The sequence below is a fragment of the Bacillus sp. LR_5 genome, assembly GCF_042709275.1.
The window spans coordinates 50,627-62,980 of the sequence record NZ_JAVAXX010000012.1 but is presented as its reverse complement, the minus strand read 5'-3'; the positions used below and the strand labels follow the sequence as shown (position 1 = coordinate 62,980).

Genomic DNA, 12,354 nt, shown 5'->3' with positions numbered 1-12,354 from the left:
CTGAAAAAAGGAAGCCTTGCAGGCGTAGATGGCCGTTTACAAACAAGAAACTATGAAAACCAGCAAGGACAGCGTGTCTTCGTGACTGAGGTCCAAGCTGAAAGTGTTCAATTTCTTGAGCCGAAAAACGGCGGCGGTTCTGGTTCAGGTGGATACAACGAAGGAAATAGCGGCGGAGGCCAGTACTTTGGCGGAGGCCAAAATGATAATCCATTCGGGGGAAATCAAAACAACCAGAAACGCAATCAGGGGAACAGCTTTAATGATGACCCATTTGCCAACGACGGCAAACCGATTGACATCTCGGATGACGATCTTCCATTCTAATGAGATTATCACCTAAATTGAAAAAGAAAGGAGGGAAATGACAATGGCAGGAGGACGCAGAGGCGGTCGTGCGAAACGCCGTAAGGTGTGTTATTTCACTTCTAACGGTATCACGCACATCGACTACAAAGATGTAGATCTTCTTAAAAAGTTTGTTTCTGAGCGCGGTAAAATTTTACCACGTCGTGTAACTGGAACAAACGCTAAATACCAACGTAAATTGACTGCAGCGATCAAACGCGCTCGTCAAATGGCTTTACTTCCGTACGTAAGCGGTGAGTAAGCTGATACGTAAAGAGCAAGGACCTTCGGGTTCTTGCTCTTTTTTATAGGGGGATGAAACATGAAGCTGATTTCTTGGAATGTAAACGGCCTGCGGGCTGTCATGAGAAAGATGGATTTCCTCTCTTATCTGAAAGAAGAGGATGCAGATATTATATGTCTTCAGGAAACAAAGATACAGGACGGCCAGGTTGATCTCCAGCCTGAAGGCTATCATGTGTATTGGAATTATGCAGTGAAAAAAGGATATTCCGGCACAGCTGTTTTTTCAAAACAAAAGCCGCTGCATGTCATGTACGGTATCGGAATAGAAGAGCATGACCAAGAAGGCAGAGTGATTACGCTGGAATTTGAAAACTTGTTTGTGATGACCGTTTACACGCCCAATTCCAAAAGAGGATTGGAGCGAATCGATTATCGGATGCAATGGGAAGAGGCTTTATTATCTTATATTCTTGAATTGGATAAGAAAAAGCCGGTCATTTTATGCGGCGATTTGAATGTAGCCCATCAGGAGATCGATTTGAAAAATCCAAAGGCGAACCGAAATAACGCCGGATTTTCTGAGCAAGAAAGAGGAGCATTCACTCGTTTCTTAGAAGCAGGCTTTGTTGACTCATTCCGCCACGTCTATCCTGATCTTGAAGGCGCTTATTCCTGGTGGTCGTATCGTGCCGGGGCCCGGGACAGAAATATCGGATGGCGTCTCGATTATTTTGTTGTGTCCGAAAGGCTTAAGGAACAGATTGAGGATGCCAGCATATCAGCGGACGTCATGGGTTCTGACCATTGTCCTGTTGAACTTATGATCAATATATGATGAGATAGCAGTAAGGAATTTACACTTACTGCTTTTTTATATGAAAAAGGAGAAAGAGATGGCGAACATAAAAGAGATTGCAAGACTGGCCAATGTATCTGTTTCGACTGTTTCGCGTGTGTTGAATCATCATCCATATGTGTCTGAAGAAAAGAGAAAGCTTGTTCATCAAGTCATGAAGGAATTAGATTACACACCAAATCGAACCGCAATCGATCTCATTCGCGGGAAAACCCATACGGTCGGTGTGATCCTGCCTTATAGCGATCATCCCTGCTTTGATAAAATCGTAAATGGAATCACTAAGGCGGCGTTTCAGCAAGAGTATGCAACGACCCTCCTCCCCACCAATTATAACCCCGCTATTGAAATCAAATATCTAGAGCTGTTAAGAACGAAGAAAATAGACGGTCTCATCATTACATCCCGCGCCAATGACTGGAACAGCATTATCGCTTATCAGGAGTATGGGCCGATCATCGCTTGTGAGGATACCGGAGACATTGATGTCCCATGTGCGTACAATGACAGAAAAGCTGCTTATACAGAAAGCTTTCGCTATCTAAAGAGCCGTGGGCATGAAAATATTGCTTTTACGTGCGTCAGAGAAGCCGACAGGAGTCCGAGCACGTCTGATAAAGCTGCGGCCTATAAAGCCGTTTACGGGAGGCTGGAAGACCGTCATATGCTGTCTGGTTGCAATGGGATGAATGACGGTGCGCGGGCAGCTGAACATTATTATACGAGCGAGCGGGTTCCGACTGCTATTTATGCAAATAGTGATGAAGTGGCAGCTGGAATTTATGTATTTGCCCAAAAGAATAAATGGGATGTTGAAATCATTGGCGAGGGGAATTCTTCTATCAGCCGTGTTCTTGGTCTTCCGTCGCTTGATTTGAATCTTGAGCAACTCGGCATCGCAGCATTCTCTCTATTTATGCAGGATGAACCCATTGATATCAAAATTCAGCATCAATTCGAGAAAAAAGCTTGAACTGAAATGCATTTCATACTTTATAACTTCATTGAAGGTGAAGGAGGAGGAAGAAATGCGGATTGAACATACAGCGATCTGGGTCAACGATTTAGAGCGAATGAAGGCTTTTTATGAAACGTATTTTAACGGCAAAGCGAATGATCTATACCATAATGAGAAAAAAGATTTTAAGTCTTATTTTATTACGTTTGATTCCGGAGCAAGGCTGGAAATTATGAAAAAAGGAAATGTGACTGATCCGCCTTCACAAACGATGACAGGCTGGGCCCATATTGCCTTTTCCGTTGGAAGCCGGGAGAAGGTTGATGAACTGACTGATCAATTGAAGAAGGATGGTTTCGCAGTAGTAAACGGCCCGCGGACAACAGGAGACGGCTACTATGAAAGTGTGATTGAAGATGATGAAGGAAATTTGATCGAGATTACAATCTGACATCTGGAGTGACTTGAATGCTGAGGACAGAAAAAGAAAAAATGGCAGCCGGAGAATTATACAATCCGGAAGATCAACAACTGCTACTAGAACGCAAACATGCGAGACAGCTGACTAGACAATATAACGAAACACCAGAAGATGATACAGTGCGGACGGAGTTTTTGAAGGAGCTGCTCGGTTCGATTGGTGATCAAGTCACGATTTTGCCGACATTTCGCTGTGATTATGGCTATCACATTCATATTGGAGACCATACATTTGTTAATTTTGACTGTGTCATTTTAGATGTGTGTGAAGTGCGTATCGGACGTCATTGTTTGATTGCGCCAGGTGTACATATCTACACGGCCGGTCATCCTCTTGATCCGATTGAAAGGAAGTCCGGGCAGGAGTTCGGTAAGCCTGTGACAATTGGAGATCATGTTTGGATCGGAGGCCGGGCAGTGATTAACCCGGGAGTGACGATCGGCGATAACGCGGTGATCGCATCAGGGTCTGTTGTGACTAAGGATGTACCTGCTAATACGGTTGTAGGCGGAAACCCTGCGAGGATGTTGAAGGAATTGAAATGAAATCAGTGCGGCAGATCCGCACTGACTTTTTTAAATCTGTTTCGCATTCGTTTTAGGGCCGAAGCAGATTAACAGCACGGAGCATGCGAGCCAGCAGCCGCCGATAAATAAGAAGACGCTGACATAGCCGAGCTGAACGGCGATAAATCCGACGAGCAATGAGCCAAAAATGTTTGAAAAGCGGCCGAGGCCGTAGGCTAAACCACTGCCAGACGAACGGTATTCAGTCGGATAAGGTTCAGACGTATAGGCGTATAAGTTCGAGGTGAAAACCCGTTCCGTGATATTCACGATAAAACCAAACACAATGATCATGATCGGAATAAAAGTCATGCCATATAAGAGACCGGCGATGGCTGTCAAAAATGCGCTGGCGGCTAAAATCCACTTTCTCTGAAATCTTTCAGAAATCATGGAACCGAGCAATGCGCCAAGCGGGGCGCCGACGGAGTGCAATACGTTATACCACAATGTATTTTCCATGGAGACTCCATTGCTTTTTAACAGGCTGGGAACCCATGAGGCAAATCCGTAAAATCCAAACGTTTCAAAAATCCATACAGCAGATAACACAATGGTGATTTTAAGGTTTCTTCCTTTCAATAACCCTGCATAACCGGCATGCTTCTGAACGATACTGTTTGCTTTAGGCTGAGCTGGTGCCGGAAGCGGGCCTTTCTCTTGTTCAACCTGCGCCTCAATTCTGTTGAGGATCGCATCAGCTTTCGCATATTCACCGCGATTTTCGTGCCAGCGAGGTGACTCTTCGAGACGGCGGATAAAGAAAAAATAAATAAGGCCGACGGCACCCCATACAAATACAAGCCTCCATCCCCATGAACCGAGCGGAATGACAAAGGCAGACACAATATTGGTGATCGGAACGCCGATCAATCCAATCATGGCACAGAAAGAAATATATTTCCCGCGGACACTGGAAGGAAAAAATTCTGCCAGATAGCTATTGGTAATAACCATGGCCGCTGCGACACCAAATCCGGTAAGAAAACGGAATGTCATTAAAGACGGGATGTCCCATGCTGTGGCATTGCATAGCGATGCGATTGAGAAAACAAACACAAATAGATTTAAGGCTCTTTTGCGGCCAATTCGATCGGACAGCCTTCCACCCAGTGATGCGCCTAAAAACATGCCTAAAAACGAAGCCGCCGTTACATTGGCAATGGTTGAAAGCGGGATGCCCCAATGCTCGATCAGTGCCGGCGCTACATTGCTGAGGGTAAATAAATCTGCAAGATCAAAGAAATAAACAATGCCGAGAGCGGTTAATACTTGGAAGTGAACGCGAGAAATCGGAAGGCGGTCTAAACGATTCGCTGCGTTTGAGAAAGGATGTGTGTTTTTCTGTTTGAATATCGTATTCATAAAAAACCCCCTTTTGAGTAGTAAGAAAAGACTGAAAACTCCCCTCTTGGGAATATTATAAGTATCTTGATTCATTGGCGACAGAGTTCAAATCACTAGATGGAAGAACTAAATTCACACTTTATATTTTAATTTTGCATAAAAGATTTCCAAAACAGTAGATTCATAGACCAATTTATGCAAATATATAGTAATATTCTCATTGAAAGGAAGAGACATAGAAGGAATGAATCCATTTATCCGTCCTATAGAAGGAAACAATACGTTGTGGAGATACTTTTTCGCCTTTTTGGTGATGGTAGGTTTATATGTATTCGGGAATATTGCTTACCTTTTCGCTATACTGTTTACGGTTATTGTGAATCCCGATATCACGTTTGATTTGGATGAAGCTGTGCTGAGTGATCCTCTGGTAGATCTTTATTTGTCTCATGTCATTTATTTATTTGCGATTCCAGGAGTATGGCTGGCTGTGCGCTTTATTCTAAAGCGGCCTTTTCGAACGGTCATTACGCCGAATGCAAAGATCAATTGGCGGAGAATTTTCTTTGGCTTTATTGCTTATTTCCTGCTGATGATCGCCGTACAATTGATTGATTTTGCGATCCATCCTGACAGCTATTCAATGCAAGATGTTGATGCTTCACGGTTTATATGGCTGCTAGCGGCGGCCCTCATTTTGGTTCCGTTTCAAACATCAGCGGAAGAATTGTTTTTTAGAGGATTTTTGCTTCAAGCTTTCGGGAGATTAACGAAAAATCCACTTATCTTGACATTGATTGTCGGGGGCTTGTTTGGCGTATTGCATTTTGCTAATCCAGAAATGAACAATGGCGCTGTCTGGGCAGGAATTGAGTACTTAACATTTGGTTTTGTGTGGACCTATTACACGATTAAAACTGGCAGTATTGAAATATCACTTGGCGCCCATGCCGCGAATAATATGTTTTTGTGTATGTTTATCACAGAAAAAAACAGTGTGTATGGAGGAATTCCTTCTTTATTTACGGTTACGCGGGGGAACCCGATGTGGGAGGCTTTATTTACGATAGCGGTCAATCTTGTTTTTGCGGGCATCGCTTTATGGTACCATAAGAAATCACAAAGTAAGCAGCAGGGGTCTTAATCCCTGCTGCTTATTAACGTTTGGAGGGCTTCTTCGATATTTGTTGTCGGCTGCTGGCAGGCGAAGTTTTCACAAATATACACAGTTGTTTTGCCGTCTATGATGCGGTAGTCTGCTGCAAATGGTGCTATGTCTTTGCATTGATCAGGATGCTCTGCCACCAAAATGGAGTCGTTGGGCTTAAAGGCTTTTTGAAGTGCAGTGATGATTTGTTTTCTGGCTGGATCGTCTGCGCTGCCAAAAATAACGATTTCCTTTTTAGGCATCACGTGTTTTAACACGCTTTGCATAAAGAAAGCATGGCCGCTCGGATACGCATCGATATCCGGCTTAAACACAGAAAACATCGTTTCTGCTTTTTCAATGAGCGATAAGTCGCCTGTGACCTGTCCGAGACGCAAGAGCTGAACGGCTGCCACACTGTTTCCGGAAGGCACGGCGCCGTCGTACACTTCTTTTTCCCGGACGATTAAGGCTTCAGCATCGTGTCCGGTGAAATAGAATCCGCCATGCTCCTCATCCCAAAATAAGCCGATCATATCGTCCGTCAGTTTCTTCGCTTTTTGTAAATAAGAAAGATCAAACGAAGCTTCATAGAGATCCAGATAAGCCCATAGGAGAAAAGCATAATCATCGATGAAGCCTTTGTTTTTCACTTCGCCGTCCCGATACCGAACCATCACACGGCCGTCGATGAGTAAATGGTTTTCAATAAATGTGATGGCGTCTTTCGCTAAGCTGAGATATTTCGGTTCCTGATATACCTTTGCCGCTTTGGCGAGACCTGCGATCATCAGCGCGTTCCATGAGGTCAGCACTTTATCATCGACATGCGGATAGGTTCTTTCTTCGCGAGTCTTCAAGAGCAGTTGTCTTGCGCCCTCAAGCTTGAGGCTGAGCTCTTCCTCGGTTAACCCGGCATCAGCTTTAATCTGTTTCCGCTTTGTGTGAATGAGGTTAGGAATATTTTTGCCTTCAAAGTTTCCTTCTTCAGTGATGTCATACACTTGGCAATACAGCGTTCCGAGATCGTCTCCGAGCGTTCTCAGAATCTCTTCCTTTGACCACACGTAGTACTTTCCTTCTTCTCCTTCTGTATCTGCGTCTAAAGCGGAGAAAAAGCTTCCGTCTTCATGGGTCATTTCCCGCTGTATGAACGTGATGATCTGCTCGCAAATCTCTTTATACCTGCTGTTTTGCGTAACCTGATAGGCTTCTGTATAAGCAGTGAGCAGCAGCGCATTGTCGTACAGCATTTTTTCAAAGTGAGGAACGAGCCACTCTTCATCGGTCGAGTAGCGGGCGAATCCATAGCCGATATGATCATAAATGCCGCCATTTGCCATGCTGTCCAGCGTTTTCGTCACGTTGTATAAAGCATTTTCCTGCTCCGTATTGTGATGATAACGAAGCAAATACATCAGCATATGGGGCATCGGAAATTTCGGCGCCTGCCCGAAACCGCCGTAGATCGTATCAAACCCGTTGGCAAGCTGCTGGAATGTCCGGTGAATCGCTGACTCGCTAAGGCCTTCGCCTGATTTTGCGGCTGTTTTGGTCTGCAAATGTTTAGCGGCGTTCTCTGCAATATCTTCGACATGCTCGCGATCGTTCGCAAACGTCTCAGACAGATGCTCAAGCACATCAACGAAACCGGGACGATTGAATTTACTCGTCTTTGGAAAATATGTACCCGCGTAAAATGGCTTTTGATCAGGCGTGATAAACACATTCAGCGGCCAGCCGCCCTGCCCGGTCATCAGCTGGCAGATTCTCATATAAACAGAATCTACATCCGGCCGCTCTTCCCGGTCGACTTTAATCGCCACAAACCGTTCATTGAGAAGACGCGCGATTTCTTCATCTTCAAAGCTTTCGTGGGCCATGACGTGGCACCAATGACATGTGCGTATAGCTACCCGAGCTAGCTATACCCAATAGATACGAGAACAGGCTTGTTTTCGCGTTTCGCTTTTTCAAATGCTTCATCTCCCCAAGGGAACCAATTCACAGGGTTATGAGCATGTTGAAGTAAATAAGGAGACTTCTCAGCGATTAATCTATTGGGTTTATTGTTAGTGGGCATGGGATCACCTTCTTTCAGTTTTATTTACACTTAGGTTACCACAGTAATAATCAATAAATACAGATTCTCCATTTTATATAAAGAAAAGCCCTCATTAATTTGAGCAACTCACTGATGGTCCATTTCATGAAGAAAAATGTGCAAAGTGAGAACATCCCTGTTATTGCTTTTGGAAAACCCACTCTGTTAACTGTCTATAAAGGTTTTCTTGATCAATAGGCATATTGTTTTCAATCCGCCAATTTAACAATCTAAGGACAGTGCCAACTATAAGTAAAAAAGTCCTTCGAATTAGTTTGAAGGACTTTCTTATGTTTTTCATTTTTCATTCACTATAGTTTCGTTTGCTTTGTGACTAGACTCTCCGTGTCCAGGTCCAAACAAGTTCAATATTACAACTCCTACAACAATCAGTGCTATTCCTGCGACACTGGCAAAGTTAATTTTTTCCTTCCAGATTAAAACAGAGATAATTGTTGTACAAACAAGCCCTAAACCCGCCCATATTGCATATGCAGTATTTAAGGGGATTGTTTTTAGGGACAATGACAAGAAGAAAAAACAACCAATGAAGGCTATTATTACTCCTAATGTAGGATAGATTTTGGAAAAGCCTTCAGATGCTTTTAATAAAGAAGAACCAATTATTTCTCCAGCTATTGCAAGTGCTAAAAATAGATATGACATTGCTATTCGCCCTCCTGAATCATTTTAATCAGTTCGTCAAAAACTTGCGATTTTAGTTCATCGTTTAATGGTGAGATTCCAAATATTTCTGAGAACCAAAGACCGTCTATGGATAATCTAGCAATTGTTATTTTGAGAGGATCAACCCCATCATTTAGCAGCTTGGTAAGCAAAATATCATATTTCCTCTTAAAATCATCTAATATATCTGGATTAAAAAATGTCGCAGCCATTAATGCTGAATTTAGATTGTTGTTTTCTAAATCCGAAAATGAAGATTTAACATAAGCTCTACTCCATTTTCCTACCTTTTTATTGTCGCTATTTACCAACGAGTTTATATATTCAAAGTATTTACTCGTCCAATATTCCACCATTCCTTTAACTAATGCTTGCTTGCTAGGAAAATGATATAATAGTCCACCTTTACTCACTTCTGCCCTTTGGGCAACCGCATCTAATGTTAGACTGACCACTCCTTCTTCTTGTACGATTTCAGATGCAGCAGTCAATATGTTTTTTTTCTTATCAGAATGCTTTGAGATAGACATAATAACCTCCAAAGTATCAATTTAGTTAAATTATACCGTCTGGACGGTTTTTTTTGTCAAATGAATTAAAACAATAATATCAAGATTGATGTTCTTCATACTTCATACCAGTGGTACAATTAGGAAAAAAACAAGGGAGCCCGTATATGGAGATTTTAAGTGTTATTTTGCAGTTAGTATTGGTTATTGTCAGCTGGTTTATAATTACTTATGTTAAAAAGTTACCTGAACAAGTACACGCTAAAAATCTAAAAAGTTTTGAGCACGATTTAAATACACAATTAGAGGATTTTAGAAATAAACTGACGACTGATCTAGAGCTATTGAAAATAAATGAGACTCAGTTAAATCTTAGAAAGACAGAAGAGTTTATGAGACTAATTAGTATAATTATTGTGAAATTAGGTGATCAAGATTATATAAGGGATTTAGGAACAAAAGACGAAGTTAAGAAAGAACATAATAAAAATATGACTGATCTAGGTTCCAAACTATTTGTCTTTGCTTCAGATAACACTGTTAAAAAATTTGTCGAGTATAGAAAGGTATCGTTAAAGGTTAATAACGCAAAAGATGCTGAAAAACTAATAGTTCTTTTAGGTGAACTAATGGTTCTTATAAGAAAGGATTTAGGGTACAGTCAAACAAAGTGTACTAAAAATGATTTTTTAAATATATTGCTGAATGATTGGGAAAATCATGAACATAAATATCAAAGCTGAGGATAACTTTTGTTATCCTCTTTTAATTTTTCTGTATTATGTCAAGTCACGAAAGTATCGCTATTGCCGCAAAAAGAACGCAATTATTTATCCATAATGTAGCTAAAATGTACCTTTTTACATTAAGAATTGTAAATGGCTTTTTGATCTGACATAATGCAATTAATGTAAATATTCGAATAATTTTGTAAATCTGTGGGGTGAGATTTGCTTGGATCATACATCTATAAAAAAAGAAAGGATTCCATATGAAGTTTTAATATCTAAGTTGAATTCATGGTATACCACCATAAAGAAGAATATGATTGAAGAAGCCCAAAAAGAAGAAGTCGGAAATTGAATCTCTTTTAGAAGAAGTCGAAATGAAGCAAGATGTACTCCTATATTATCAACTTTTAGATTTTAGACATGAACTAATGCTAATTTATTTGAGATCAAAAGATGTTGAAGAAGTTAGGAATACTTACGAAATTTTGAAAGAAAAAGAAGGCAGTTTGTCAAAAATGCTTGAGTATTATTTCTTCTTTTTCATGGGAATGTACGAATTCAGAAGAAAAGAACTTGTTTCTGCAATAAACGCCTATAGTTTAGCTGAAACCAAATTATCAGAGATTGAAGATGAGATTGAACGTGGAGAATTTTATTTTAAAGTATCAGAAGTATATTACTATATGAAACAAACTTATTTTTCACTGAGTTATGCAAAGAGAGCTTAAAGATATACCAGAAATTTGACATTCATGATGAAAGAATACTTCATTGCAGGTTTATTGTAGCTGGAAATTTAATTGATACTTTAAATTACAATAGTGCAATTAAGGAATTGAAAAAAGGATTACAGGATGCTTTTAAAATCGGAAAAAAATATCTCATTGCAACAGTACGATGAATCAATTGATGATGTAATTAGCCAGTATAAAGAATATAAAGGGAATGATACAGAGATAAGTATTAAAAGAGAAAGAGCGGTTGTAAAAGTCTATGATGGGGGCAAATATATACAGCTAGCATTTTATATGCCTAAAGGATCTTCACGTGAATTAACAACCTATAAATATTATGAAAAGTTAGGAGATAAATAAGAAAAGATGACCGGTATGCCGGGAAATGGAGAAAATGATCGTCTCGGTCTATCGAAGAAAACACCAGACTATGAAGAAGTAAAAGGTGAAGAGACCAAGTTAGAGGAGTAAACCATGTGTTTACTCCTCTTTTTTCTGTTTATAAAAGAATTGCCGTGATGTTGGCGTCAAGTCGCAAAAGTATTGATATAACCGCTAAGAGTAGATACAATGTATTTTTTTATAATTCGTCTTTGTAAAATTGAGGATACTTTTCCCTTTGATCTTAAAAAGGATTACTTTTCAGAAGAGTTACCAAAAGTAATTCTTAAAACAATGCCCATAATAATAATTGCAATTAGTCCAATAATATTAACTATTGTTGAAATAGATTCATTATCTACAAAAATATTAACAATAAATGAGCCTGCAACGATCAATAGTATCAAAAAATATAAACTTTTTTTCATAAACACACTCCTATTTTTTAAAAAATATGTTATTATTTTCATTGCAAAATAATTCTATAAGAATATTGTAAAGGAGTTTTATCGTGAAGAAAAGCATTAAACAATTGGTCATTGTAATCTGTTTCTCTCTAATTTTTACCACTATAACAATACCAATAGCTAACGCAAAAGAAAGTTCTAATGATGTTTCTTCTGAGCAAGTTAATGTAGAGGCTCAAAACATGAAAAGAACTCTCGAACCTCTATTAGAATTAATTGATCAAATGCCAGAGGATGTTGCTGAACAAGGAATAAACTCCGGTGTTGAATGGTTAAACGTACATAAAGGGAACGAATTTGAAGGTTATGAATTTGTTGCTGATGGAGAAAACCTGACTGCTGTTAAAACCGTCCAAGAAAGTATAGGACCATTTATAGTATTGAGTACATGGAGTTGCATTTCTAGTGCTGCTAAAGCTATAGCAGTAAATGCTATCCCATGGGCAAAGATCTTAAAAGTTAAAAAAGCAGCAAAATTAATGGGCGGACTAAATTCAATGACAAAAACAATTATCACAGCTTATAAACATCAAAGAAACCTAGGACTTTCTAGAACAAATGCTATAAAAAAAGCCGTAAAAGTATCTACTAAGGCACTACCAGGTGAAACTCAAAAAGCCGTACTAGAATTCTTTAGTTTAGGTGACGTTGTTGATAATTGTTTCTAATTGTTTTAAAAACGGGATACAAACAGGTTTAAATTATCAAGACCTAAATTATAAAAACCCTTAAAATAAAGGAGAAAGCATATTAGACATATATGTTTTCTCCTCTTTTTTTGTGTATATAATT

The 12,354-nt window shown here is 39.9% G+C and carries 13 protein-coding genes and 3 pseudogenes; 11 read left to right on the top strand and 5 right to left on the bottom strand.

The annotated features are described in order from the left end of the window. The 6 genes and pseudogenes from ssbA to RAC86_RS04945 form a co-directional block, all read left to right on the top strand. Positions 1 to 327, top strand: a pseudogene (gene ssbA / locus RAC86_RS04970) (single-stranded DNA-binding protein SsbA); the annotation flags it as partial. Between the two features lie 43 nt (positions 328 to 370). Next, positions 371 to 610 carry a 30S ribosomal protein S18 gene (rpsR, locus tag RAC86_RS04965; RefSeq protein WP_003219224.1) on the top strand — a complete coding sequence of 80 codons (240 nt, stop codon included), beginning with the start codon at positions 371 to 373 and terminating at the stop codon, positions 608 to 610. 60 nt (positions 611 to 670) lie between these two features. Then, a complete protein-coding gene (gene xth, locus RAC86_RS04960) occupies positions 671 to 1,429 on the top strand; it encodes an exodeoxyribonuclease III (protein WP_014115886.1) in 759 nt (252 codons plus the stop codon). A 58-nt stretch (positions 1,430 to 1,487) separates the two neighbouring features. Next, complete coding sequence (locus tag RAC86_RS04955) at positions 1,488 to 2,423, top strand: transcriptional regulator CcpB (RefSeq protein WP_072565607.1); 936 nt, start codon at positions 1,488 to 1,490, stop codon at positions 2,421 to 2,423. Between the two features lie 55 nt (positions 2,424 to 2,478). Next, positions 2,479 to 2,859 (top strand): VOC family protein, encoded by a 381-nt coding sequence (locus RAC86_RS04950; protein ID WP_014115884.1) that lies wholly within the window; start codon positions 2,479 to 2,481, stop codon positions 2,857 to 2,859. Between the two features lie 17 nt (positions 2,860 to 2,876). Next, positions 2,877 to 3,434 (top strand): sugar O-acetyltransferase, encoded by a 558-nt coding sequence (locus tag RAC86_RS04945; protein WP_014115883.1) that lies wholly within the window; start codon positions 2,877 to 2,879, stop codon positions 3,432 to 3,434. A gap of 30 nt (positions 3,435 to 3,464) precedes the next feature. On the opposite strand, the gene RAC86_RS04940 is transcribed toward RAC86_RS04945, so the two are convergent. Continuing rightward, entirely contained in the window at positions 3,465 to 4,820 is a 1,356-nt protein-coding gene (locus tag RAC86_RS04940; RefSeq protein WP_072183176.1) for an MFS transporter, read from the bottom strand. A gap of 226 nt (positions 4,821 to 5,046) precedes the next feature. Here RAC86_RS04940 and RAC86_RS04935 point away from each other — a divergent pair, with 226 nt between their 5' ends. Continuing rightward, the gene (locus tag RAC86_RS04935) at positions 5,047 to 5,946 is read left to right on the top strand and encodes a CPBP family intramembrane glutamic endopeptidase (RefSeq protein WP_014115881.1); all 900 of its coding nucleotides are present in this window, start codon (positions 5,047 to 5,049) and stop codon (positions 5,944 to 5,946) included. Here the strand turns inward: RAC86_RS04935 and RAC86_RS04930 are convergent. The 3 genes and pseudogenes from RAC86_RS04930 to RAC86_RS04920 all read right to left on the bottom strand — a co-directional run bounded on the left by RAC86_RS04930 (position 5,943) and on the right by RAC86_RS04920 (position 9,270). Further along, a pseudogene (locus tag RAC86_RS04930) lies at positions 5,943 to 8,032 on the bottom strand (thioredoxin domain-containing protein). The gene RAC86_RS04935 and the pseudogene RAC86_RS04930 sit on opposite strands and share 4 nt — an antisense overlap. A 318-nt stretch (positions 8,033 to 8,350) precedes the next feature. Beyond that, on the bottom strand, positions 8,351 to 8,719 hold the full coding sequence (qacH, locus tag RAC86_RS04925) for a quaternary ammonium compound efflux SMR transporter QacH (RefSeq protein ID WP_072565604.1): 369 nt from the start codon (positions 8,717 to 8,719) through the stop codon (positions 8,351 to 8,353). Positions 8,720 to 8,721: 2 nt separating this feature from the next. Then, a complete protein-coding gene (locus RAC86_RS04920) occupies positions 8,722 to 9,270 on the bottom strand; it encodes a TetR/AcrR family transcriptional regulator (protein WP_072565603.1) in 549 nt (182 codons plus the stop codon). Between the two features lie 146 nt (positions 9,271 to 9,416). Between RAC86_RS04920 and RAC86_RS04915 the strand changes: the two genes are divergently transcribed. The 3 genes and pseudogenes from RAC86_RS04915 to RAC86_RS04905 all read left to right on the top strand — a co-directional run. Beyond that, on the top strand, positions 9,417 to 9,992 hold the full coding sequence (locus RAC86_RS04915; RefSeq protein WP_072565602.1) for a hypothetical protein: 576 nt from the start codon (positions 9,417 to 9,419) through the stop codon (positions 9,990 to 9,992). Between the two features lie 305 nt (positions 9,993 to 10,297). Beyond that, positions 10,298 to 10,708, top strand: coding sequence for a response regulator aspartate phosphatase (locus RAC86_RS04910; protein WP_072565601.1), 411 nt, complete (start codon positions 10,298 to 10,300; stop codon positions 10,706 to 10,708). Positions 10,709 to 10,870: 162 nt separating this feature from the next. Then, positions 10,871 to 11,185 (top strand): annotated as a pseudogene (locus RAC86_RS04905) (cystatin-like fold lipoprotein); the annotation flags it as partial. A gap of 164 nt (positions 11,186 to 11,349) precedes the next feature. On the opposite strand, the gene RAC86_RS04900 reads toward RAC86_RS04905, so the two are convergent. Further along, positions 11,350 to 11,523 (bottom strand): hypothetical protein, encoded by a 174-nt coding sequence (locus RAC86_RS04900; RefSeq protein ID WP_187441521.1) that lies wholly within the window; start codon positions 11,521 to 11,523, stop codon positions 11,350 to 11,352. Positions 11,524 to 11,606: 83 nt separating this feature from the next. Here RAC86_RS04900 and RAC86_RS04895 point away from each other — a divergent pair, with 83 nt between their 5' ends. Then, positions 11,607 to 12,230 carry a hypothetical protein gene (locus RAC86_RS04895; protein WP_014662887.1) on the top strand — a complete coding sequence of 208 codons (624 nt, stop codon included), beginning with the start codon at positions 11,607 to 11,609 and terminating at the stop codon, positions 12,228 to 12,230. Positions 12,231 to 12,354 lie beyond the last annotated feature (124 nt).